The 23,604-nt window shown below is 71.6% G+C and carries 17 protein-coding genes and 1 pseudogene; 11 read left to right on the top strand and 7 right to left on the bottom strand.

The annotated features are described in order from the left end of the window. Positions 1-25: 25 nt before the first annotated feature. Positions 26-1,570, bottom strand: coding sequence for an MFS transporter (locus tag ABZ354_RS23185; RefSeq protein WP_358659649.1), 1,545 nt, complete (start codon positions 1,568-1,570; stop codon positions 26-28). A 272-nt stretch (positions 1,571-1,842) separates the two neighbouring features. Between ABZ354_RS23185 and ABZ354_RS23190 the strand changes: the two genes are divergently transcribed. The 3 genes from ABZ354_RS23190 (at position 1,843) to ABZ354_RS23200 (ending at position 4,037) form a co-directional block, all read left to right on the top strand. Beyond that, positions 1,843-2,466 (top strand): TetR/AcrR family transcriptional regulator, encoded by a 624-nt coding sequence (locus tag ABZ354_RS23190; RefSeq protein ID WP_358659651.1) that lies wholly within the window; start codon positions 1,843-1,845, stop codon positions 2,464-2,466. A gap of 173 nt (positions 2,467-2,639) precedes the next feature. Further along, positions 2,640-3,341, top strand: coding sequence for a ribonuclease HII (locus ABZ354_RS23195; RefSeq protein ID WP_358659653.1), 702 nt, complete (start codon positions 2,640-2,642; stop codon positions 3,339-3,341). Positions 3,342-3,407: 66 nt separating this feature from the next. Then, the gene (locus tag ABZ354_RS23200) at positions 3,408-4,037 is read left to right on the top strand and encodes a hypothetical protein (protein ID WP_358659655.1); all 630 of its coding nucleotides are present in this window, start codon (positions 3,408-3,410) and stop codon (positions 4,035-4,037) included. Between the two features lie 337 nt (positions 4,038-4,374). Here the strand turns inward: ABZ354_RS23200 and ABZ354_RS23205 are convergent, their stop codons facing one another. Next, entirely contained in the window at positions 4,375-4,989 is a 615-nt protein-coding gene (locus tag ABZ354_RS23205; RefSeq protein ID WP_358659657.1) for a hypothetical protein, read from the bottom strand. Between the two features lie 581 nt (positions 4,990-5,570). Next, a complete protein-coding gene (locus ABZ354_RS23210; RefSeq protein WP_358659659.1) occupies positions 5,571-7,736 on the bottom strand; it encodes a RecQ family ATP-dependent DNA helicase in 2,166 nt (721 codons plus the stop codon). 143 nt (positions 7,737-7,879) lie between these two features. On the opposite strand from ABZ354_RS23210, the gene ABZ354_RS23215 reads away from it, so the two are divergent. The 6 genes from ABZ354_RS23215 to ABZ354_RS23240 all read left to right on the top strand — a co-directional run bounded on the left by ABZ354_RS23215 (position 7,880) and on the right by ABZ354_RS23240 (position 16,594). Then, the gene (locus tag ABZ354_RS23215) at positions 7,880-9,499 is read left to right on the top strand and encodes a DUF4192 family protein (RefSeq protein ID WP_358659661.1); all 1,620 of its coding nucleotides are present in this window, start codon (positions 7,880-7,882) and stop codon (positions 9,497-9,499) included. Positions 9,500-9,709: 210 nt separating this feature from the next. Then, entirely contained in the window at positions 9,710-10,468 is a 759-nt protein-coding gene (locus ABZ354_RS23220; RefSeq protein WP_358659663.1) for an NUDIX hydrolase, read from the top strand. A 251-nt stretch (positions 10,469-10,719) separates the two neighbouring features. After that, positions 10,720-12,585: an ABC transporter ATP-binding protein gene (locus ABZ354_RS23225; RefSeq protein ID WP_358659665.1), complete on the top strand. Its 1,866-nt coding sequence runs from the start codon at positions 10,720-10,722 to the stop codon at positions 12,583-12,585. Positions 12,586-12,750: 165 nt separating this feature from the next. Further along, the gene (locus ABZ354_RS23230) at positions 12,751-13,638 is read left to right on the top strand and encodes an FCD domain-containing protein (protein ID WP_358659666.1); all 888 of its coding nucleotides are present in this window, start codon (positions 12,751-12,753) and stop codon (positions 13,636-13,638) included. Between the two features lie 416 nt (positions 13,639-14,054). After that, a complete protein-coding gene (locus ABZ354_RS23235; protein WP_358659668.1) occupies positions 14,055-15,587 on the top strand; it encodes an RNA polymerase sigma factor in 1,533 nt (510 codons plus the stop codon). A gap of 131 nt (positions 15,588-15,718) precedes the next feature. Then, complete coding sequence (locus ABZ354_RS23240) at positions 15,719-16,594, top strand: serine protease (RefSeq protein ID WP_358659670.1); 876 nt, start codon at positions 15,719-15,721, stop codon at positions 16,592-16,594. Between the two features lie 111 nt (positions 16,595-16,705). Here ABZ354_RS23240 and ABZ354_RS23245 read toward each other — a convergent pair whose 3' ends face one another. Then, entirely contained in the window at positions 16,706-16,930 is a 225-nt protein-coding gene (locus ABZ354_RS23245; protein WP_358659672.1) for a hypothetical protein, read from the bottom strand. Between the two features lie 443 nt (positions 16,931-17,373). Here ABZ354_RS23245 and ABZ354_RS23250 point away from each other — a divergent pair, with 443 nt between their 5' ends. Next, positions 17,374-19,497 carry a DNA topoisomerase IV subunit B gene (locus ABZ354_RS23250; protein ID WP_358659674.1) on the top strand — a complete coding sequence of 708 codons (2,124 nt, stop codon included), beginning with the start codon at positions 17,374-17,376 and terminating at the stop codon, positions 19,495-19,497. Positions 19,498-19,609: 112 nt separating this feature from the next. Then, positions 19,610-19,938: pseudogene (locus ABZ354_RS23255) on the top strand (cation acetate symporter); the annotation flags it as partial. Positions 19,939-20,125: 187 nt separating this feature from the next. Here ABZ354_RS23255 and ABZ354_RS23260 read toward each other — a convergent pair. From ABZ354_RS23260 to ABZ354_RS23270, 3 genes are all read right to left on the bottom strand, one after another. Further along, complete coding sequence (locus tag ABZ354_RS23260; protein WP_358659676.1) at positions 20,126-20,806, bottom strand: response regulator; 681 nt, start codon at positions 20,804-20,806, stop codon at positions 20,126-20,128. Then, the gene (locus tag ABZ354_RS23265) at positions 20,803-22,539 is read right to left on the bottom strand and encodes a sensor histidine kinase (RefSeq protein ID WP_358659678.1); all 1,737 of its coding nucleotides are present in this window, start codon (positions 22,537-22,539) and stop codon (positions 20,803-20,805) included. The genes ABZ354_RS23260 and ABZ354_RS23265 overlap by 4 nt, the downstream gene beginning before the upstream one ends. 86 nt (positions 22,540-22,625) lie before the next feature. Beyond that, positions 22,626-23,567 carry a sucrase ferredoxin gene (locus tag ABZ354_RS23270; protein ID WP_358659680.1) on the bottom strand — a complete coding sequence of 314 codons (942 nt, stop codon included), beginning with the start codon at positions 23,565-23,567 and terminating at the stop codon, positions 22,626-22,628. Between the last annotated feature and the right edge of the window lie 37 nt (positions 23,568-23,604).

Here is a 23,604-nt window from a genome sequence, read left to right on the forward strand (position 1 = left end):
GGCTCCGGCCCCGCCTCGCCCCGTCTCAGCCGATCACCGGCCCCGTCCCCGCCAGCGCGTCCAGGTCACTCTTGCGGACCTGGATCACCACACTCGCGGTGATCACGGCGAGTACGGCCATGGCCGCCGCCGCGACGAAGCTCAGCGAGATGCCCTGCGCGAGCACCTCATGACCCCACGAGCCCGGCAGCTGCCGGGTCTGGGCGAACTCCGCCTTCTGCGCCGGCGTCGCGTGCGCCAGGAAGTCCGGCACCTGTTTCTGCGCTTCGTCCCTGCTGGCCGTACCGAACACGGTCGTCAGGATGGACAGACCCAGCGAGCCGCCCACCTGCTGCGTGGTGTTGAGCAGCCCGGACGCCGCCCCCGCCTCGTGCCGGGCGACTCCGGAGACCGCCGTGATGGTGAGCGTGACGAAGTTGAGCCCCATGCCGAAGCCGAAGATGAGCATCGGGCCGAGGATCCCGCCGACGTAGGTGCTGTCGGAGCTGAGCAGGGACTGCCAGGCCAGGCCGAGCAGCGCGAGCACCGAGCCCACGACCATGAAGGGCTTCGGGCCGAACACCGGGAGGTACCGCTGCGACAGGCCCGCGCCGAGCGCGATCACGACGGTCACCGGCAGGAAGGCCAGACCGGCCTCGATGGGGCTGTATCCGAGGACGTTCTGCACGAAGAGGACGATGTAGAAGAACATGCCGAACATCGCAGCGGCCAGGCTGAGCATGATCACGTACGTGCCCGAGCGGTTGCGGTCGGCGAACATCCGCAGCGGCGTGATCGGCTCCTTGGCCCGCGTCTCGATGAACGCGAACGCCAGCAGCAGCACGACGGCGGCACCGAAGGAACCCAGCGTCAGGCTGTCCCGCCAGCCCTCGTCCGCGGCACGGATGAAGCCGTAGACCAGCGACGCCATGCCCGCCGTCGAGGTCACCGCGCCCGCGACGTCGAAGCGGCCGGTGTGGCGCTCCGACTCGGCTATGTACAGCGGCGTGAGCACGGCGATCAGGACACCGATCGGCACGTTGACGAACAGCACCCAGCGCCAGTCCAGCCATTCGGTGAGCATGCCGCCCGCGAGCAGGCCGATGGCGCCGCCGCCCGCGGAGACGGCGGCGAAGACACCGAAGGCCCGGTTGCGTTCCGGCCCCTCGGGGAACGTGGTGGTGATGAGCGCCAGTGACGTGGGCGAGGCGATCGCACCACCCACGCCCTGCAGGACGCGGGCCGCCAGCAACTGCCACGGCTCCTGCGCGAGTCCACCCAGCAGCGAAGCCAGCGTGAACAGCAGAATGCCGGCCATGAAGACGCGCCGGCGCCCGAGGATGTCCCCGGCCCGGCCGCCGAGGAGCAGCAGACCGCCGAATGTGAGCGTGTACGAGCTGACGACCCAGGTGAGGTCGGTGGTGCTGAATTCGAGAGCGTCTTGAATGTGCGGGAGCGCGATGTTCACAATCGTCGCGTCGAGTACCACCATGAGCTGGCAGGCCGCGATGACGGCGAGCGCGATGCCGGGATGCCCCTCCCGGCGGGCCGCACCCGGCTTGTGGTCCTGAATCAATGGAGAGGTTGTCACTATGGGTCCCCCACGAGTGCCAGTGTCTTAGTGAACGCGACCGTTCACTGACGGCTCTACGGTAGTAAGCGCTCGTAGTGAACGCAACCGTTCACTTGGCTCGCCCGTGTACGGCGTATCCCCGACGCCGGACGAACCGGCCCACATGCGGCCAAGCCGGGTCGCGCAAGCAGTGCCACACGAACAGGGCCCGTGCATGAGCCGATGAACAGGGCCCACGAACAGAACCCCACGTCCCCGGAAACCCGCTTCCCCGCTCGCTGGAGACACTGATGGTTACCTCGCGCTGGACGGCCGCCCCCGCTCGGCAGGCCTCCCTTCGCCGGCGCGGCGCCGTACTCGAACGCGCCATTTTGGACGCCGCGTTGGAGCAACTCGGCACGGTCGGCTGGAACGGCCTCACGATGGAGGGCATCGCAGCCGCGGCTCAGACCGGCAAGGCCGCGGTCTACCGACGCTGGCCCTCCAAGGAGGACCTCGTCGCCGACGCGCTACAGGCCGGCCTGCCGCACATCCAGGATGCACCCGATCTGGGCAGCGTGCGCGAGGACCTGCTGGCGCTGTGCGTCCAGGCGCGCGACGCGATGTACTCCCGCCCCGGGACCGCCCTCCGCTCCGTCATTCACGAATGCGATCCGAGCCAGGCGGAACGCTTTCACGGCGTGATCTTCGCCGGCGTGGTGGAGCCCACCGTCCAGCTGATCAGGGAGATCATCCGCCGCGGAATCGACCGGGGAGAGGTGCGTCCCGACGCCGACAACAGCTACGTCCTCGATGTCATCCCGGCGATGATGATGTACCGGTCGAAGCTGTGCAGCAGCGAATGGAATGGTCAGGAAGTGGAAGAGCTGATCGACCGGCTGATGCTCCCCCTGCTCCGCCCGGAAGGCACCTGACGGCCCTCCCCCGCCGACGCCCGACCGCCAACCCGGCCAGCACCTGACGCCCACCGGGGCCCGCGCCCTGCCGCCATCCCGGCCGGCGCCCGACGCCGGCCTCGGAAGTCCTGAAGCCGCCGGGGGAGCCGGGGTGTCGCGACGAGTTGCGGGCGGCGTAGGCTGATGACGCCATGCCGTACGAACCACCTACTCACACCGTCGAGCGCTCCCTGCGCGCCACGACCGGAGCGAAGGTCATTGCCGGTGTCGACGAGGTGGGGCGCGGCGCCTGGGCCGGTCCCGTCACCGTCTGCGCCGCGATCACCGGACTGCGACGGCCCCCCGAGGGCCTCACCGACTCCAAGCTCCTCACCGTCAAACGCCGCGAGCAGCTGGCCGGGACGCTGCGGACCTGGGTGACGTCGTACGCCCTCGGGCACGCCTCCCCGGAGGAGATCGACCGGCTCGGCATGACGGCCGCGCTGCGGCTCGCCGCGGTGCGTGCCCTGGAAACCCTTCCGGTCCGCCCCGACGCCGTGATCCTCGACGGCAAGCACGACTACCTGGGCACGCCCTGGCAGGTCCGCACCGTCATCAAGGGCGACCAGTCGTGCGTGGCGGTCGCGGCGGCCTCGGTCATCGCCAAGGTGCAGCGCGACAAAATGATGGCCGAACTGGGTGTCGACCATGCAGACTTCGGTTTCGCGGACAACGCCGGGTATCCGTCGCCCGTGCACAAGGCCGCACTCGAGGAACGGGGCCCCACCCCGCACCACCGGTTGTCGTGGGCGTATCTTGATGCGCTGCCCAGGTGGCGGCACCTCAAGAAGGTCCGCAGCTGGGTGAACGGAAGCGGGCCCGAGATCGAGGGTCAGCTCGGCTTCGATTTCTGACGGATTCGCGCGCGCGGGGGCGACCCGCCCGCGCGAGCCGCACTAGCGTTTGATAAACATCAGCTCATGCCTCTCATTCCCGAGGAGCCTCAGATTCACGAGAGTGCCCAGGGTCCCCGCGCGACCCCGGCCAACAGCCGCACCGCGCCGACCCCTCACCCCGTACCCGGTCCCCGTCCCGCGGCTCCGTCGCGGCCCGGTCGCCCCGGCCCTCCGCGGGCCACCGCGCCGGCGCAGCGCACCCCGCGCGACGTCGCCGCCAAGCCCGGACCGCCGGCACCGGCCACCACCGCCGCCGGCTCGGCCACGGCACAGATCCAGCTGGTCCCGGCCCCGGCCGAGGGTGCCCTCGACGCCGCCGAGGAAGCCGTGGACCTGCTTCTGGAGTCCGGCCGCGCGCCCGGCGACATCCTGGTGGTCACCACCGGAGACCCGCACCCGTGGGCCGCGCACGAACTGTCCTTCGGCGAGGAGTCCTACTGGGCTCAGCACGACGCGGGCGACGACGTGTTCTACGCGGACGCCGCCGCCGTGGGCCGCGCCGCCGTACGTCCCGTGGTCGTCGTCGCCGTCAACGGCGGCTCGGAAGCGGCCGACGCCTCGGCCCTGGCCACGTCCCACACGCGGGCCGGCGCCCTGCTGATCGTCTGCGGCGAACCGCAGCGCATCAACCCGGTGCTGGGCGCAGGGGTCTGAGACCGGCCGACGCCGCGCCCTCCAGGGAGTCGAGTCGAGTCCCTGGAGTGCCGCCGGGTCCGCGGGTTCGAAGGTCCGCGGGTTCGGAGTCCGTGGGTCCGTGAATTCGCGGGTCCGTGAGTTCGCGGGTTCGGAGTCCGTGGGTTCGTGCTTGGCCGGTCCGTGAATTCGCGGGTTCGTGGATTGGTGGGTTCCGGGACCGCTCGGAAGTGCCGCAAACGGTGTCGTGTGGTGCTGTGCGTATGGCCGCACGGTGGGAGCCTTGGCGGGACGTCGGCGGGGGCGGAACGTTCCGTCAGGACTCATCGAGCGTTTGCGACTCAGGTACTCGTCCGGCTCATCGGGCCGCCACCCGGCGCAGTACGTCCGAGGAGACCCCGCCGGTCCTGGGCGGCGGAGGCGGCGCCTCGGACGTGGCGAACGGCTCCGGCGCCGAATCCGCGCTGGGCCGACGTCCACCCCGCCCCTCGCCAAGCACCTGCCAGCCGTCCTGCGTCAGCGTGATGTACGCACCGCAGCGCAGCCCGTGCAGGGTGCAGGCGTCGCGCAGGCCCCACATCCACGCGCCGTCCTCCTCCGTCCAGCGGGTGTCGCCCTCACGGCAGTACAACAGCACGGCGGTGCGCACCGGCGTGCGACGGCGCAGGTCGTGCGGGATGACCCGGCGCAGCTGCGCGAGCAGGGCGTTGCGCAACATCCAGCCGTCGGCCTGCGACTGGCGGCGCGTGAACGAGGCGCTCGCCCGCAGCCGGTCGTCCGGATCGAGCACCGCCACGACGGCCGTCTCGGGTCTTGGATGGTGTCGGCTGTGCAGTCCGCTGACCACCTCGCGGGGATTGCGCAGCAGAGGGATCCCGGCAGCGGCCCATTCTCCGGGCTCCAGCACGCGATTGGCGGAGGTGGCGGACGTCGACAACGAGGCCGCCGAGGACGGAGCGAATCCGAAGGTCACGTTCCTCCCTTCGGCTACGCGCCCACACTGCGGGCGAGATCGGATTCGGGGGATCGCGCACCGCAGTTGAGCCCTGCCTGATCACGGACGAGCCGTGCGGGGAGCGGACTTCAATTCTTCCCCTCGAACTGGGATGCGGCAACGAGCAATTGGGGTCGCCGACCGTTATCGAGCGGTACGCCGTTTATATCCCTGCTGTATACCTGCCCACCGCGCGGCCCGGTGACGCCTGGGGGTTGCGGCGGGACAGGTGTGTGCGGGGGCGAGGTGACGCAGTCGGTCTGCGGGTGCGGGTGCGGGTGCGGGTGCGGGTGCGGGTGCGGGTGCAGGGTGGTCCGCTGGGAAGCGGGCGGGGGGTGGTGGTCCAACGGAAGTGGGCGTGGGGCGGTCCGGTGGAAAGCGGGCGTGGGGATTGCCCAGCAGGACGGGAAGCAGGGGACAGACGGGTGCTGCGGGGCGGCCGGAGGGGTGGGCCGTACGCCCGGCTCCCGCCCGGGTGCTGTCCGACTCGTCGCCCCGCCGTCGCGCTGCATCCCGCCGACGGCACGGCCGGGCACGACAGGCACCCACCCCGCTCGCGGTCATCCCTGTACGGCGAGGACCAGCGGCATCACCTCCTGGGCGCCCGCGCGGCGGAGCATGCGGGCCGCGACCGCGAGGGTCCAGCCGGTCTCGGTGAAGTCGTCCACGAGCAGAACCGGGCCGTGCGCCTCGGCGAGCGTGGAGGCGAGTGAGGGCGGCACGGTCAGCGCTCCGTCGAGTGCCTTCAGCCGCTGGGCGCTGTTGCTCCGGGAGGACGGCGGAGCCTCACCGGTGTACGTGACCGAGCCGAGCAACGGCAGCCGGCCCACCTGCGCGATGTGCGCCCCGAGGGAGTCGATCAGCTGCGGGCGGGTGCGCGAGGCGACGGTGACCACACCGACGGGGCGGGCCAAGGCGTCCCCGGCCCCCGAAGCCCAGCCGCCGGGTCCTCTCGCCCAGTCCGCGAGGACACCCACCACGGCCTTCGCGACGTCGTCGGGAACAGGGCCGTCGGCGGCCTGCGCAGCGAGCATGGGCCGCAGCCGGTTGCCCCAGCCGATGTCCGAGAGCCGCCCCAGGGCCCGCCCGGACGCGGCCTGTTCACCGGCCGGAATGCGCCCCTTCAGGTCCACGCCGATCGCCGCGAGCCCGGTCGGCCACATGCGCCGCGGCTCCACCTCGACCCCCGCCCGTCCCAGATCGGCCTTGGCAGCGCCGACGGCGTCGGCGGAGGCGTCCGCCCCGAAGCGCGGGCCCGCGCAGTTGTCGCAGCGGCCGCAGGGCTTGGCGCCCTCGTCGTCCAACTGCCGCTGCAGGAACTCCATCCGGCACCCCGCCGTCGTCGCGTACGCGCGCATGGCCTCCTGCTCGGCCCGCCGCTGCCGCGCGACCCAGTCGTACCGCTCCGTGTCGTACGTCCATGGCCGGCCGGTCGCGATCCAGCCGCCCTTGACCCGCTTGACCGCCCCGTCCACGTCGAGAACCTTGAGCATGGTCTCCAGACGGGAGCGACGCAGCTCCACCAACGGCTCCAGGGCGGGCAGAGACAGGGGGCGCTCCGCGCGCGCGAGGACGTCGAGAGTACGGCGCACCAGCTCCTCCGGGGGAAACGCCAGCGACGCGAAGTACTGCCAGATCGCCTCGTCCTCCGTGCCCGGCAGAAGCAGCACCTCGGCGTGCTCGACGCCGCGGCCGGCGCGGCCGACCTGCTGGTAGTAGGCGATGGGGGAGGACGGCGAGCCGAGGTGCACCACGAAGCCCAGGTCGGGCTTGTCGAAGCCCATGCCCAGCGCGGAGGTGGCGACGAGCGCCTTGACCCGGTTGGCGAGCAGGTCCTCCTCGGCCTGTTGCCGGTCGGCGTTCTCCGTCTTCCCCGTGTACGAGGCGACGGTGTGGCCGCGCTGCCGCAGGAAGGCCGTGACCTCCTCGGCGGCCGCCACCGTGAGCGTGTAGACGATGCCGGAGCCCGGCAGTTCGCCCAAGTGGTCGGAGAGCCACGCCAGCCGGTGCGCGGCGTCCGGCAGCCGCAGCACGTGGAGGCTCAGGCTTTCCCGGTCCAGTGGGCCGCGCAGCACCAGGGCGTCCGAGGAGCCACCGGTTCCGAGCTGTTCGGCGACGTCGGCGGTCACGCGCGCGTTGGCCGTCGCGGTGGTCGCGAGCACGGGAACGCCGGGCGGCAGATCGGCCAGCATGGTCCGCAGCCGCCGGTAGTCCGGCCGGAAATCATGACCCCAGTCCGAGATGCAGTGGGCCTCGTCCACCACGAGGAGGCCGGTCGCGGCGGCCAGCTTCGGCAGCACCTGGTCACGGAAGTCCGGATTGTTGAGCCGCTCCGGGCTGACCAGCAGCACGTCCACCTCGCCGGCCGCGATCTCGGCCTGGACCGTGTCCCACTCCTCCGTGTTCGAGGAGTTGATCGTCCGGGCGCGGACACCGGCGCGGGCCGCCGCCTCTACCTGGTTGCGCATCAGCGCGAGCAGCGGGGACACGATCACCGTGGGACCCGCGCCCCGCGAGCGCAGCAGCGCCGTCGCCACGAAGTAGACGGCGGACTTCCCCCACCCGGTGCGCTGCACGACCAGGGCCCGGCGCTGCTCGGCGACCAGCGCCTCGATGGCCCGCCACTGGTCCTCGCGCAGCCGGGCGGTGCCCGTGTCGTCCCCGACGAGACGGGCGAGGACAGTGTCGGCGGCCGTCCGCAGTTCCGCGTTGCTCGTGTGCTCCATGCGTCCCATACAACAGGACGGGACCGACAGCTCGCCTCGCCTGTGGACGACGAAGGAGGACCTCAGCCCTGAGGTGACGTGTCCCTGATCGGACTTATCCACAGGGCCGAGCGGAGTTTCGCAATCCGCGAGATCGTCCCGGCATGACGAACCACAGCGACACGACCGGACCCTCCGACAACAGCGACATCACCGCGGGGGAGGGGGACATTTCCCTCGAGGTCCCGGCCTTCACCGAACACCAGGTCACCCTGCGCACCCCGTCCGAGCTCGCCGACGCCCTGCCGTACCTCCTCGGCTACCGGCCGGAGGACAGCATCGTCCTGGTCGCCCTGAGCGACGAGAACGGCCGCGGCAGGTTCGGCGGCCGGGCCAGGCTGGGCATCCCCACGAACCCCGACGACTGGCCGTCCGCCGCCGGGCAACTGGTGCACGGCCTGGTCACGGGCAGCGAACGCCGGGGCTCCCGCCCCGGACGGATGGTCGTCTACCTCTGTCAGGAACCGGCGACCGGTGAATCGGGACGTCAGGTCATGGAGCGGTTGCGGCCCCTCGCCCACAAGGTCCGCCTCGAATGCGGCGGTCTCGACGTGCCGGTCGTCGAGGCACTGTGCATCTCCGACGGACGCTTCTGGTCGTACTGCTGCGACAACGAGGTGTGCTGCCCCGCGAACGGAGTCCCCATGGGCCTGCCCGGCACCTCCGTGATCGCCGCAGCGGCCACCTACGCCGGCATCCAGGTCCGCGGTACCCTGCGCGACCTGCGCGCCCGTCTCCTCCCGAGGGAGGACTCGGCCATGCTCGAACAGGAGATCGCCCTCGACGCCCGCAGCGCGGTCCTGGTACCCCGCATGTTCGACCCCGACAGCCGCGCCGACGTCGTCGAGGAGACCCTCCACCTCGCGGAGCGCGTCATGAGCCGCTTCGCCGCCACCCCGCCCGCGGCCACCGTCACCGCGGACCTCCGCGACGACGAACTGCTCCCACCCGACGACGCGGCGATCCTGATTCTCGGCCTCCAGGACCGCCACACACGCGACCGCGCCGCAGAGTGGATGGAAGGCACCGAGGCCGGGCTCGCCCTGCGCCTCTGGCGAGCCCTCGCACGCCGCTGCGCCGGCCCATACGGTGAGCACGCCGCTTCACCGCTCACCCTGGCCGGCTGGGTCGCCTGGTCCACCGGCGACGAACTGGAGGCCAGGGAAGCGCTGGCCATGGCCCTCGGCGCGGACCCCGAGTACCTCTTCGCCCGTCTGCTGCATCAGGCCTGCAACCAGGGCCTGGACCCCGAGTCGATCCGCCGTTGCCTGCGCGCGGAACGCGCGGAGCGCGGAGAACAGCGGGCCACCGGCACCGACTCCGGCCGGCTCTCCCGGAAGGCGGCGGGCGGCGAGAGGGCGACGTCTGACGACAAGACCCCGGACAACGCGCCGGAATCAACCAGCGGGAAGGCACCGGAGAGCGGGACCACCGCCGACCCTGCCCCCGACCCCGGCTCCGACCTCGACCCCGGCCCCGGCCATGACGCCGACTCTGGCTCCGCCCTCATCGCGGAAGCCACCCGACGCCCACGGCGGGCGCGCGCCGAGGGCACCGCCGGCAACCGGCACCGTCCGCCGCACCGCTCCCCGAACGGGACACGGCCGCGGGACACTCGCCCGGACTCCCGCCCCCGCCCTGCCAAAAAGGACGGCGGCCGGCGCGGCGCTCCACGCTCCGGAGCCGCCCGCGGGGGAAGTGGCCAGACGGAGGGGGAGGCGTGACCAACCGGCAACTGCCCTGACTCCGCACCGGCCGGCCCCGGACGACGACGGGCCCGCGCCCGGGGCCACGACCCGGCACGACGGACGGCCCGGAGCACCCCCGTCCCGCACCCGACGTGGGACGACACCCCGCGCGGACCGAAGCGGACCGGCATCGACGAGACCGACGAAGAGAGTGTTTATCGTCAGGCAGACGACTATGATCGCCGCATGCCCTACGACCCGTCAGCCTTTCCGCCTTTCGCCGTCACCGTGGACCTGGTCGTGCTGACCGTGCGCCGCCATTCCCTGTGCGCGCTGGCGGTACGCAGGGGCGAATCCCCGTTCCAGGGCAGCTGGGCACTGCCCGGCGGTTTCGTACGGGACGACGAGGACCTGGCGCAGGCGGCCGCGCGTGAACTCGCCGAGGAAACCGGGCTGCGTGTCCACGACCCCGCCGTCCCCGCCCAGGACAACGGCGCACACCTGGAACAGCTCGCGACCTACGGCGACCCCGAACGCGACCCCAGGATGCGCGTCGTCAGCGTCGCCCACCTCGCCCTCGCCCCGGACCTCCCGGCCCCCCGGGCCGGCGGCGACGCCAGCAACGCACGCTGGGCACCGGTCGGAGAACTGCTCCAGAAGGACGGTTACGGCCGCGAAGGGGAACCGCTCGCACCGCTCGCCTTCGACCACGCCCGGATCCTGGCCGACGGGGTCGAGCGCGCCCGGTCCAAGATCGAGTACTCCTCCCTCGCCACCGCGTTCTGCCCGCCCGAGTTCACCGTCGGAGAGCTGCGCCGCGTCTACGAGGCCGTCTGGGGCGTCGCGCTCGACCCGCGCAACTTCCACCGCAAGGTCACGGGCACCCCCGGCTTCCTCGTGCCCACCGGAGGAACCACCACCCGCCAAGGCGGCCGCCCGGCCCAGCTCTTCCGTGCGGGCGGCGCCACCCTCCTCAACCCGCCCATGCTGCGCCCCGAGATGTGACGCGGCCGTCCACAACCGGCCTCCACCGCGTCCCTTCGACAGGGCTCCACAGACAACGCCGTACAAGGACGGTCGACGGCACGTCCGGATCAGACCGGAGCGACGTACGGCAGGGGCGGTCGAGGCCGGTACGACCGTTCGCGACCGGCGCCCGGCACGAACGGCGAACACGGGTCCGACAGATCCGATCCCACACTGCGGCGCCCCGCGTGATCCCCGAAAACCGGACATAGCCCGCTATCTTGCTGCGGGTGATCCAGGCCATCGGACTGACCAGCAAGCCCCGCAGAGAGCTACCGCCCGCCGTCGACGACGTCTCCTTCGAGGCGCACTCCGGCCGCGTCACCGCGCTGCTCGGGACGCCGGGCGCGGGCAAGACGACGGCACTCGGACTGATGCTCGAGCTGCAACCCGGGCGAGGGACCGCCCACTTCCGAGGCCGCCCGCTGCACCGCATCACCCATCCGTCCCGTGAAGTCGGCGTGCTGCTGGGCGACGTACCGGGGCACCCCTCCCGCACGGTACGCGGTCACCTGCGCATGCTCTGCGCCGCCGTCGGCGTCCCGGTCCGACGTGCCGACGAAGTCCTCGAAGCCGTCGGCCTCGTCAGCCTGCGCGACGAACGTCTCGGCACCCTCTCCCGCGGCATGGACCGCCGCCTCGGCCTGGCCAGCGCACTGCTCGGAGACCCCCACGCCCTCGTCCTCGACGACCCGGCGGCCGAACTCTCCACCCGCGAGAGCCGCCGGCTGCACGATCTGCTGCGCGTCCACGCCGATCAGGGCGGCACCGTCCTGTTCACCACGGCCGACCCCAAGGAGGCCGCACGCACCGCCGACCACGTCATCACCCTCCACGACGGCCGCGTCGTCGCCGACCAGGAAGCCGCCGACTTCGCCCGCACCCGGCTGCGCCCCCGCGTCGCCGTCCGCACCCCGCACGCCCCCCGGCTCGCCACCCTCCTTGCCCAGGACGCCCGCATCGCCCAGCGTTTCCTCGAGGTCACCCACGAGGGCGGCAACCGTCTGTCCGTGTACGGCGGCAGCTGCGCCGAAGTCGGCGAGGTGGCGTTCCGGCACGGCATCGTCGTGCATCAACTCGCGGACGAGATCGGCGACATGGGGCCCGTGATGGACGCCGCTGATGCACAGGACACGCAGGACACGCGGGTCCCGGAGCAGTTGCAGGGCGGCGCCGGGCAGGGACCGGATCGTGAGCAGGGGCAGCCGCACCCGCGGGAGGGCGAGTCGGCTCCGGCCCTGCGGTCCGTCCCCGCGCCCCGCACCCTCGACTCCCCGCCCCCTTCCCCTTCCCCACCCCCCCTCCCACCCCTCATCGCCGTCCGCCCCGCCCCCACCCCCCTGCGTCCCCTGCACTACGAGCTCCGACGCGTCACCGGTGTCGCGACAACGTTCGGCATCGCCGCGGCCGTGTTGCTCGTGTCCGTCGTGACCGCTGTCGTGATGGCCCGGATCGGACACACCCGGCCGACGCGGCTTCTGACCGCCTGGCCGCGGGAGGTGCCGTTGCCGCCCGCGGCGCTCGGTGCGGGGCTGGTCGGTGCGCTCGCCTTCGGTGACGAGTTCCGTCATCCCGCACTGGCGGCCGATCGCGGCACCGTGCCCCGCCGGCTGGGGCTGCTGGCCGCGAAACTCGTCGTCTCCGCCGTTGTCGCGCTGGTGCTGGCGGTTCTGACGGTCGGGTGTGACGCGGAGGTGCTGTATCTGCTGTTCGGACGGGAGGTCGTGGAGGTCTCCGAGGGACGGGTGGTGTGGGGCGTGGCGTGGGCCGGACTGGTCGTGGGGTGTGCCTGGGCGGGTGTGCTGGCGGCGGGAGTGTTCCGGTCGACGACGGCGGGGCTGGCGACGGTGGTGACGGTGCCGGTGGTCGTCGTGCCGCTCGTACACAAGCTCTTTCGGGGACCGTCCGTGCGAACGGCGTCGGCACTGCACGCGAGGCTGCACGAGGTGCTCCTGCCGCAGTGGCCGTTCGGTGGGGAGCGGTATGTGGACGGTGCGCTGCGCGTGATCGCCCAACCCGCCGGTGGCGCGATGGCGTTGTCACTGACCACGCTGCTCTGCGTGTATGTGTTCAGCGCGGTGCGCGGCAGGGTTTGACGGGTGCGGTTCTCGCACTTCCGGTCGTGCGGTGCGCGCAACTCCCCGGGGAAAGCTCATTTCTTTCCGATAAGGCGTCAATTGCGACGGGGTGAGCGATCACCCTTTCGTGTGCTTTTCACCAAAGACCTCAAGGGAGTTGAGGACGGCGCCGACAAAAGATCCGTGAGTACCCTTGCGCACACCATGATGACCGCCGCCCGCTCCGCCGACTCCGGCCTGTCGAGCCCGGGCGAACTCGACCGCTACCCCTTCGCCGAGTCGCCCGTCGGCGACCGCGTAGGTACCTCCGCCTGGGACGGCACGGAACCCGAGCTGGGCCGAGTGGGCCGGCGTGCCGCGGGCAGCCGCGGACGCGGGCTGCACGGCCAACTCGTCCAGCAGCTCGGCCAGATGATCGTCAGCGGTGACCTGGGCGCCGACCGCCCGCTGGTGCCCGAGGAGATCGGCCAGCGTTTCGAGGTGTCCCGCACCGTCGTGCGCGAGTCGCTCCGGGTGCTGGAGGCCAAGGGCCTGGTCAGCGCCCGCCCGAATGTGGGCACGCGCGTGCGTCCCGTCAGCGACTGGAACCTCCTCGACCCGGACATCATCGAATGGCGTGCCTTCGGGCCGCAGCGCGACGATCAGCGCCGTGAGCTGAGCGAGCTGCGCTGGACGATCGAGCCGCTGGCCGCCCGCCTCGCCGCGGGGCACGGCCGTGAGGAGGTCCAGCAGCGCCTCACGGACATGGTGGAGATCATGAACCACGCCATGACCCAGGGCGACGCGCTCACCTTCTCGCGTGCGGACGCCGAGTTCCACTCGCTCCTCATCCAGGTCGCGGGCAACCGCATGCTGGAGCACCTCTTCGGGATCGTGTCCGCCGCCCTGCAGGTGTCCGGCGGCCCGGTCACCGGCTGTGACCGGCCGAGCGAGGTGTCGATGACGCACCACGCGAGGATCATCGACACCCTCGCGGCCGGCGACGGCGCGGCGGCCGAGGCGACCATGCGGCAGCTGCTCACGGTCCAGCCCGAGGTGGAGCGTGTGGTGCCTGCCCCGCGCGAGCACTGACAGCCGCCCACCGAGGACGGCGCCGCCGGGGGTGACCTCCCCGCCCGTGGCATCGCCCGGCCGGCGAGCCGTCCCCCGTCGGGCCCCGCAGCATCCTGCGGGGCCCGACCGCGCGAGGGTGCCGCAAGCCATCATGCCGACCGGTTTGAGCCCATCAGTGACCCATCTTGCCCATGTCTGACCGTTTTGCGGTTTACGGGATGTGACTCGGGCCACGCGGATTGGGCGTAACACTGGTGGGAACAGCGCGATGACCTAAGAGGTGACAGCCGCGGAGGGAATACGGACGCCGTTCAAGGCGCTGTGCATCTCCCGGCGCCCGCCCGCGCCGTCGGCCCATCCCCAAGCCGGTGGTCGGCTCCTGTCCATCGTGGACGGTGCCGGAAGCCGTTTTCCAACGTTCCGAGAGGTTGTTCGTGTCGGCCAGCACATCCCGTACGCTCCCGCCGGAGATCGCCGAGTCCGTCTCTGTCATGGCGCTCATTGAGCGGGGAAAGGCTGAGGGGCAGATCGCCGGCGATGACGTGCGTCGGGCCTTCGAAGCTGACCAGATTCCGGCCACTCAGTGGAAGAACGTACTGCGCAGCCTCAACCAGATCCTCGAGGAAGAGGGTGTGACGCTGATGGTCAGTGCCGCGGAACCCAAGCGCACCCGGAAGAGCGTCGCAGCGAAGAGCCCGGCCAAGCGCACCGCCACCAAGACGGTCGCGGCGAAGACGGTGACCGCCCGCAAGGCCACCGCCACCGCCGCCACCCCGGCCGCCGTCGACGCTTCCGCCGAGGAAGAGGCAGCGCCGGCCAAGAAGGCGGCTGCCAAGAAGACCACCGCCAAGAAGACGGCGGCGAAGAAGACCACCGCGGCCAAGAAGACGGCGGCGAAGAAGACCGCGTCCAAGAAGGACGACGCCGAGGCAGTCGAGGACGAGGCCGTCGAGGAGGTCAAGCCCGGCGAGGAGCCCGAGGGCACCGAGAGCGCGGGCTTCGTCCTGTCCGACGAGGACGAGGACGACGCGCCCGCGCAGCAGGTCGCGGCCGCCGGAGCCACCGCCGACCCGGTCAAGGACTACCTCAAGCAGATCGGCAAGGTCCCGCTGCTCAACGCCGAGCAGGAGGTCGAGCTCGCCAAGCGCATCGAGGCCGGTCTGTTCGCCGAGGACAAGCTGGCGAACTCCGACAAGCTCGCCCCCAAGCTCAAGCGCGAGCTGGAGATCATCGCCGAGGACGGCCGCCGCGCCAAGAACCACCTCCTGGAGGCCAACCTCCGCCTGGTGGTCTCCCTGGCCAAGCGCTACACCGGCCGCGGCATGCTCTTCCTGGACCTCATCCAGGAGGGCAACCTCGGCCTGATCCGCGCGGTCGAGAAGTTCGACTACACCAAGGGCTACAAGTTCTCCACGTACGCCACCTGGTGGATCCGTCAGGCGATCACCCGCGCCATGGCCGACCAGGCCCGCACCATCCGCATCCCGGTGCACATGGTCGAGGTCATCAACAAGCTGGCGCGTGTGCAGCGCCAGATGCTCCAGGACCTGGGCCGCGAGCCCACCCCGGAGGAGCTGGCCAAGGAACTCGACATGACCCCCGAGAAGGTCATCGAGGTCCAGAAGTACGGCCGTGAGCCCATCTCGCTGCACACCCCGCTCGGCGAGGACGGCGACAGCGAGTTCGGTGACCTCATCGAGGACTCCGAGGCCGTCGTGCCGGCCGACGCGGTCAGCTTCACGCTCCTGCAGGAGCAGCTGCACTCCGTCCTGGACACCCTGTCCGAGCGCGAGGCGGGCGTGGTCTCCATGCGCTTCGGTCTCACCGACGGTCAGCCGAAGACCCTCGACGAGATCGGCAAGGTCTACGGCGTGACGCGTGAGCGCATCCGCCAGATCGAGTCCAAGACCATGTCGAAGCTGCGCCACCCGTCGCGCTCGCAGGTGCTGCGCGACTACCTCGACTAGTCCGCCTCCCGCCACGACGAGGCCCGGTTTCCCCGCAGGGAAACCGGGCCTTCGTGCTGCCGCGCGGATGCGGGCCCCGGTCTTCCGGATGACGCTGGGTGTTCCACGCACACCCCTGAGTGAGGAGCGTCATGTCCCGTCCCCTTGCCCACGCGCTTGCCGGGCCGCTGGTCCTGGCCGCGGCCGCGACCGCCCTGCCCCTGGTGTCCGCCGTCCCGGCCGCCGCCGACAGCGTGGTCGTCGGCGGATTCCCCGTCGACGTGGCCGATGCTCCCTGGACGATCGCGCTGTCCAGCCGTGACCGGTTCGGGGGTACGCGGTCCGGGCAGTTCTGCGGCGGCGTCGCCGTGGGCCGGAGCACCGTGCTCACCGCGGCCCACTGCATGGGCGAGGAGGTCCTCGGCACGCCGCCGAACCGGGTGCCCGACCTGCGGGTCATAGCGGGGCGCACCGACCTGCGCACGGGCCGGGGGCAGGAGATCGCGGTCCGGAAGACCTGGGTGAACCCGGACTACGACGCCGTCAGCAACGCCGGTGACTTCGCCGTGCTCTCCCTCGCCGAACCACTGCCCCGAGACGCCGTCGTTCCGGCGGCGGACAAGGGCGACCCCGCGTACGAGCCGGGTACGGGCGCCCGGGTCTACGGATGGGGTGACAGGACGGGCGGCGGCGACTACGCGCACAGCCTGCGCGCGGCACGCGTGCACGTGCTGTCCGACGCGAGGTGCGAGCGGGCGTATGCGGGCAGCGTCGACGGGGCGTACGACGCCGCTCGCATGGTGTGCGCGGGGGAGCCGCAGGGGGGCCGTGACGCCTGCCAGGGTGACAGCGGCGGGCCGCTGGTGGCCCGGGGGCGGCTGATCGGCCTGGTGTCCTGGGGGAGCGGCTGCGGGCGGGCCGGCAGTCCGGGCGTCTACACGCGCGTGTCCGACGTCGTACGGACGCTGGGGCGGGACGGGGCGAGGGAGGGCGCGCAAGGGCGCACGGGGGCCGCTGAGGGTGCCTGACGGGGCCCTGCCGAACACGACGAGGGCGGCCGCCTCCGCGATTGCGGGGACGGCCGCCCGTTCACCGGCCTTGCCGGCCTGGCTCGTCGGTCGCGAGGTCGTGTGCTGGGGTCAGCGCTCTTCTTCGGCGTCGGGAACGGCCGTCAGCCGCTCCGTCTCGTCCTGTATCTCAGCGGCGATCTTCTTGAGTTCCGGCTCGAACTTGCGACCGTGGTGGGCGCAGAAGAGCAGTTCTCCGCCACTCAGCAGGACGACGCGCAGATACGCCTGGGCGCCGCAGCGGTCGCAGCGATCAGCGGCCGTCAGCGGGCTCGCGGAAGTCAGAACAGTAGTCACGTCGCCTCTTCTCTAGCTCGACGAGCTGTCGTACCAGGGTCAACATCCAACCAGCCCCCAAACGTTCCCGCTCGCGGCTTTTCCTCGAAAAAATCTTTCCGAGGAGGCTGGCAGTTGCCGGTTGGCGGCGAATGTGCCGTATTACGTGTCTGTCGTGTCGTACGGGTTCGCGCTGTCGGTCATGGTCGCGTCCTCCCGGCTGGATTGCCGGTTGTTGATGAGGACGTGCCCGGAGCCTAAATGGTTCATGCCTCGAAGGGAACGCGATGTGTTCTTCACCCCATCGAGGGATCGAACACGCATGCGACCGTGGTTTAGGGTGAGCTCCGGGCGAGGGTGGCGTGACAACGGCTCTACCAGGCCTCGGTACCCTCTCACCGGTGACTGAAGCCGCGCCCTTACCCATCGGGGCCCCATCTGAAATTCAGCGAGGAGCGAACCGCGTGACCGCCGAGACGTCCGTGCCGTCCACAGCGCTGCTGGCAGGAGCAGACCGGGACGGTTCCAACTACACCGCGCGGCACCTGCTCGTCCTCGAAGGGCTCGAGGCCGTGCGGAAGCGCCCGGGCATGTACATCGGATCCACCGACAGTCGAGGCCTGCTGCACTGCCTCTGGGAGATCATCGACAACTCCGTCGACGAGGCTCTGGGCGGATACTGCGACCACATCGACGTGATCCTCCACGACGACGGCTCGGTCGAGGTGCGGGACAACGGCCGGGGCATCCCGGTCGACGTCGAGCCCAAGACCGGCCTGTCCGGTGTCGAGGTCGTCATGACCAAGCTGCACGCCGGCGGCAAGTTCGGCGGCGGCTCGTACGCCGCCTCCGGCGGCCTGCACGGCGTCGGTGCCTCCGTCGTGAACGCGCTCTCCGCGCGGCTCGACGTCGAGGTGGACCGCGGCGGGCACACCAACGCCATCAGTTTCCGGCGTGGTGTCCCCGGGGCCTTCGCCGGCGACGGCGCGGACGCGAGGTTCGAGTCCGGCAGCGGCCTGCGCAAGACCAAGAAAGTCCCCAAGGCCCGCACCGGCACGCGCGTGCGCTACTGGGCCGACCGCCAGATCTTCCTCAAGGACGCCAAACTCTCCCTGGACACGCTGCACCAGCGTGCCCGGCAGACCGCTTTCCTGGTGCCCGGCCTGACCATCGTCGTCCGTGACGAGTACGGCCTGGGGGACGGCGGCAGCAAGGGCGAGGAGTCCTTCCGCTTCGACGGAGGTATCAGCGAGTTCTGCGAGTTCCTGGCCACTGACAGGCCGATCTGCGACGTCCTCCGCTTCACCGGTCAGGGCGCCTTCAAGGAGACCGTCCCGGTCCTGGACGCCCACGGCCAGATGACCCCCACCGAGGTCACCCGCGAGCTCGGCGTCGACGTGGCGCTGCGCTGGGGGACGGGCTACGACTCGACCGTCAAGTCGTTCGTCAACATCATCGCCACCCCCAAGGGCGGCACCCACGTCGCCGGGTTCGAACAGGCCGTCGCCAAGACGATGAACGAGGTGCTGCGCGCCAAGAAGATGCTGCGCGTCGCAGAGGACGACATCGTCAAGGACGACGCCCTGGAGGGACTGACCGCGGTCGTCACGGTGCGCCTGGCGGAGCCGCAGTTCGAGGGTCAGACCAAGGAGGTCCTCGGCACCTCGGCGGCTCGCCGCATCGTCAACACGGTGATCTCCCGTGAGCTCAAGGCGTTCCTGACCTCCACCAAACGGGACGACGCCCAGCAGGCCCGCGTGGTCATGGAGAAGGCCGTCGCCGCGGCCCGGACGCGCATCGCGGCGCGTCAGCACAAGGATGCCCAGCGCCGCAAGACGGCCCTCGAATCCTCCTCGCTGCCCGCCAAGCTCGCCGACTGCCGCAGCGACGACGTCGACCGCAGCGAGCTGTTCATCGTCGAGGGAGACTCCGCCCTCGGTACGGCGAAACTCGCCCGGAACTCCGAATTCCAGGCGCTGCTGCCGATCCGCGGCAAAATCCTCAATGTCCAGAAGTCGTCGGTCACGGACATGCTGAAGAACGCCGAGTGCGGCGCGATCATCCAGGTCATAGGAGCCGGTTCCGGCCGGACCTTCGACATCGACACCGCGCGCTACGGCAAGATCATCATGATGACCGACGCCGACGTGGACGGCTCCCACATCCGTACGCTGCTGCTGACCCTGTTCCACCGCTACATGCGGCCCATGGTCGAGTCCGGCCGGGTATTCGCGGCGGTCCCGCCGCTGCACCGCATCGAACTCGTCCAGCCGAAGAAGGGCCAGGACAAGTACGTCTACACGTACTCGGACCGGGAGCTGCGCGACAGGCTCATGGAGTTCCAGAGCAAGGGCGTCCGCTACAAGGACTCCATCCAGCGCTACAAGGGCCTCGGAGAGATGGACGCGGACCAGCTGGCCGAAACCACCATGGACCCGCGGCGCCGCACCCTGCGGCGGATCAACCTCACCGACCTGGAGGCCGCCGAGCAGGTCTTCGACCTGCTGATGGGCAATGACGTCGCTCCGCGCAAGGAGTTCATCTCCAACTCGGCGGCGACGCTCGACAGGTCCCGCATCGACGCCTGACAGCCGTCCTGACCGGCCGGGCGCGTGATCGCGCCCGGCCGGTCAGGACGGCCGGCACGTGCACGCACGTGTGCGTCACGCGAGACCACGAAGGGCGCGGCACGTCGCCGTCATGTTCGGCGTCACCACCTGGGTGAGCCGCGAACGGCGCGGTTCCGCCCCGGAGTCCTCGGCGGGGCGGCCGTCCACTCAGCCCCCTGGAAGGGTTTCGCCCTCGTGGGCGAGTACATGTATGCCGCGTCCTTCCTCGGCAGCTCCGGCCTCATCGCTTGGTTCGCATACGACGGCCTGCTCTGTTCCGTGGCATTCGTGGTGACCCGGCTCGTGGTGCTGCACCTCGTCGCCGAACTGGTCCGCAACTGCGGCCGGTTCACTCTCGCCGACGTCGTCGCGGCACGCATGACGGAGCGGCGCGTGCGGATCGCCGCGGGAACTTCCTCGCCGCCCGCTGCTCGCCCTGCTCACCGCGCTCGCCTGCTTGCCGCGAACTGGGGTCGACGCGCTCGCGCGCTCGCTCTGCTCGCCGCGTTCACCACGCTCGCCCTGCTTGCCATGCGGACACGCCGACCGTACTCGCCGCGTGCCACGCGTGCGGGTTGGGGCGGGGGCGCCGGACGGCGTCGGTGTCCTACGTGCGAGTGGCCCATGTGTACCGGTGCTCCGGGCGGCCCGCGTCGCCGTACTTGAGGGTCAGGCGAGCCCGTCCCGTGCGTTCCAGGAGTTTCAGGTAGCGCTGGGCGGTCTGCCGGCTCACGCCGGTCCGCTCGGCGATCTCCTGTGCCGACAGCGGGCCCTCGGCGTTCAGCAGAGCCTGACGCACCAGCTCGGCGGTGGTGGGGGAGTGGCCCTTGGGCAACTCGGGCTCCGACGGCGCGGACAGGGCACCGAAGATGCGGTCCACCTCGGCCTGCTCTGCCTCGCCGCCGCCCTCCAGGGTGCGGCGCAGCTCCGCGTACGCCTCCAGCCTGGCCCGCAGGCCCGCGAAGGCGAACGGCTTGACGAGGTACTGAAGTGCCCCGTGCCGCATCGCCGCCTGCACCGTCGACACGTCCCGCGCCGCCGTCACCATGATCACGTCGGTCTGGTGGCCCCGTCGGCGCATCTCCCTGACCGCGGCCAGGCCCGTCTCGTCGGGCAGGTAGTGATCCATCAGCACCAGGTCCACCCGGGGCAGCGCATCGACCTGGCGCAGTGCCTCCGCCGCGCTGTGCGCCTCACCCGCGACGTGGAAGCCCGGGACTTTCCCGACGTAGGCGGCGTTGACCCGCGCGACCCTGACGTCGTCGTCCACGACAAGGACCTCGATCATCCCGGCTCCTGTCCTGCGACCGGTTCGGCGGCCGGGCCGGTGTCCGGTCCGATGGCCGGGCCGGTGTCCGGTCCGGCGGCGGTGGGCCCGGGCGGCGTCACGGCCGGCCCCGGTACCGCGACGGCGTCGGTCAGCGCCTCCGGCAGGACCACGGTGAAGCGCGCACCCCCGCCCGGCGACTCGCCGACCGTCGCGCTGCCCCCTTGCCGTTCGGCCAGGCGGCGCACCAGGGACAGGCCGATGCCGCGCCGGCGGTGCGCCGGAGCATCCTTCGTGGACCAGCCCTCCGTGAAGACGAGGTCGCGCAGTTCCGCCGGGACACCCGGACCGGTGTCGCGCACGTCGAGGACCGCGGTGCGTCCCTCGGCGCGCAGCGCCACCTCCACGCGCGCGTGCGGCGTGCCCGCGGCGGCGTCCAGCGCGTTGTCCACCAGATTGCCGACCACGGTGACGATCCCGCGCGGGTCGACCAGCCGGTCCGGCAGCCGCGTACGGTCCGACAGGCAGAGGGCGACGCCCCGCTCGGCCGCCACGGTCGCCTTGCCGACCAGCAGCGCGGCCAGCAGCGGGTCCTGGATCTTCTCGGTGACCTGCTCGGCGGTGGCGCGGTGGTCGCCGACGACCTCCCCGGCGTACTCCGCGGCGTCGTCGTACATCTCCAGTTCCAGCAGCCCCAGCAGGGTGTGCATGCGGTTGGCGTGCTCGTGGTCCTGGGCGCGCAGCGCGTCGATCAGGCCGCGCGTCGAGTCCAGCTCCCGGCCCAGCTGCTCCAGTTCGGTGCGGTCACGCAGGGTGGCCACCGCGCCGCCGTCCTCGGTGGGCATGCGGTTGGCGACCAGGACACGATGGCCGCGTACGGCGAGCAGGTCGGTGCCCGTGACCCGGCCCGCCAGGACATCGGCCGTACGGCCCGGGCCGAGCGCCTCGCCGGGTGTCCGGCCGACGGCCTCCTCGCCCACGCCGAGCAGGCGCTGCGCCTCGTCGTTGAGGAGGCGGACCCGGCCCGCGCGGTCCAGTGCCACCACGCCCTCCCGGATGCCGTGCAGCATCGCCTCGCGCTCCGCGAGCAGCGCCGCGATGTCCGAGAAGGCGAGGTCACGCGTCTGTCTGTGGACCCGCCGCGAGATCAGCCAGGCCGCCAGTGCGCCGACGGCCAGTGCGCCGCCCGCGTACGCGAACAGCCCCGGGATCGTGTGGATGAGCCGCGTCCGGACGCTGTCGTAGGCGATACCGACCGAGACCGCCCCGACGATGTCGCCGTCGTCGTCCCGCAGGGGCACCTTCCCGCGCGCGGAGCGGCCCAGGGTGCCTTCGTCGATCTCCATCACCTCCTGGCCGGCCAGTGCGCGGCCCGGGTCGGTGGAGACGAGCCCGCCGACGTTGTCCGGGTCGGTGTGCGACCAGCGCACTCCGCGGCGGTCCATCACCACGACGTACTCGGCGCCCGTGGCCCTCCGGATCCGCTCCGCCTCCCGCTGCACCGGACCGTCCGGTGACGCGGGCGTGGCGCGCAGGTCGTCCACGAGCCGGGGTTCCTGTGCGGTCGTCTGGGCGATGGAGAGCGCCCGGCGCATCGCCTGGTCGTCCAGCTGGTCGCCGAGGGGCGCCAGGAACAGCCCGGTCGCCAGCACCGCGACGCCCGCGGCGATCGCCAGCTGCATCAGCAGGACCTGCGAGAACACCCGCCGGGGCAGACCGATGCGCAGGCGCCGTGCGAGGGGAGTGGAGCTCATGCCACGACGGTACGTGGGCGGCAGTCCGCGAGGGGAACGGGTGCCGTATGGATGCATTGATCAACCCGTGGGGCCGGCCCGACGTGTCAGCCGGTGGGCACCGGCAGGGTGACTTCCCGCACCGCCACCACGTCCATCCGGGCGGGCGCCCCGAGCACCGACGCGCCGCAGCTCCCCGCGCGGGGCGGCAGGGACGCCCCCTCGGCCACCACGACCTGCCAGTGCCGCCCGTCGGCGTGCGCGACGGTCACCTCCCGGCGCGGGGCGTCGCCGTCGGTGCGCACCACGCTCAGCACGTCCGCCGCGTACTCGCCGACCGCCGTGCGCACGGCGAGCTCGGCCGCCTGGCCGGGCCGCTCCCACGCGGAGCTGCCGCGGCAGCCCTCCACCACGATCCGGCCCTCCTGGACGGCGTGCAGGATCTCCTTCACGCCGTGGGCCTCGGCGCGGCCGTACGCGTAGCCGTACGGCAGCACCAGCAGCGTCGGGGAGAACCGATGACCGCCCAGATGGGTGACCTCCCAGACGCCGTCGACGCCCGACGCGGCGAGTTCGGCGGCGAGGGGGCGGCCGAGGAGGGCGCAGCAGCGGTCCCGTTTGCCGTTGGTGCACACCAGGGCGAGCGGATCGCCGGTGTGGGGACGGCCCTCGAGCACGGCGTCGAAGACGGTGTGCTCGCCCCTGCCGAGCGCGGCGAAGTCGAGGTCGAGCAGTCGCCGCGGGTCCGTCGTGGTCGCCTCGTGCAGCCACACCTTCCCGGGCCTCGTGTGGGCGGCGTAGACGCGGCGGGCGGCGGGCGCGCCGAGGTCGGCGTGCCGCCCGGGGCGGCGGATGAGCGCGATGCGCACGCCCGTGCCCTGTACGGCCGCCTCCAGCGCGTGGCCCAGCGCGGGATCCAGGTGGCTCGAAGTGAGCGCCCTGGCACCCCACGGACCCGGTTGCTCCAGGAGCAGCCAGGTCGTCGCGGTGGCCGCGGTGCCCGAAACGGGCTCGTCGAGATCCCGGGAGACGGTTGAGCACGTACTCACAGAGGTGAGCCTAACCTGAGTTGGCCCGGGTGTGACT

It is taken from the genome of Streptomyces sp. NPDC005925, from assembly GCF_040638805.1.
Classification (GTDB): domain Bacteria; phylum Actinomycetota; class Actinomycetes; order Streptomycetales; family Streptomycetaceae; genus Streptomyces.

What these genes read in the sequence shown, in the direction of transcription:
- ABZ354_RS23265 (WP_358659678.1), bottom strand. Translation starts at nt 22,539, where the DNA reads ATGAGCTCCACTCCCCTCGCACGGCGCCTGCGCATCGGTCTGCCCCGG.
- ABZ354_RS23195 (WP_358659653.1), top strand. Translation starts at nt 2,640, where the DNA reads ATGCCGTACGAACCACCTACTCACACCGTCGAGCGCTCCCTGCGCGCC.
- ABZ354_RS23260 (WP_358659676.1), bottom strand. Translation starts at nt 20,806, where the DNA reads ATGATCGAGGTCCTTGTCGTGGACGACGACGTCAGGGTCGCGCGGGTC.
- ABZ354_RS23200 (WP_358659655.1), top strand. Translation starts at nt 3,408, where the DNA reads ATGCCTCTCATTCCCGAGGAGCCTCAGATTCACGAGAGTGCCCAGGGT.
- ABZ354_RS23215 (WP_358659661.1), top strand. Translation starts at nt 7,880, where the DNA reads ATGACGAACCACAGCGACACGACCGGACCCTCCGACAACAGCGACATC.
- ABZ354_RS23210 (WP_358659659.1), bottom strand. Translation starts at nt 7,736, where the DNA reads ATGGAGCACACGAGCAACGCGGAACTGCGGACGGCCGCCGACACTGTC.
- ABZ354_RS23190 (WP_358659651.1), top strand. Translation starts at nt 1,843, where the DNA reads ATGGTTACCTCGCGCTGGACGGCCGCCCCCGCTCGGCAGGCCTCCCTT.
- ABZ354_RS23220 (WP_358659663.1), top strand. Translation starts at nt 9,710, where the DNA reads ATGCCCTACGACCCGTCAGCCTTTCCGCCTTTCGCCGTCACCGTGGAC.
- ABZ354_RS23240 (WP_358659670.1), top strand. Translation starts at nt 15,719, where the DNA reads ATGTCCCGTCCCCTTGCCCACGCGCTTGCCGGGCCGCTGGTCCTGGCC.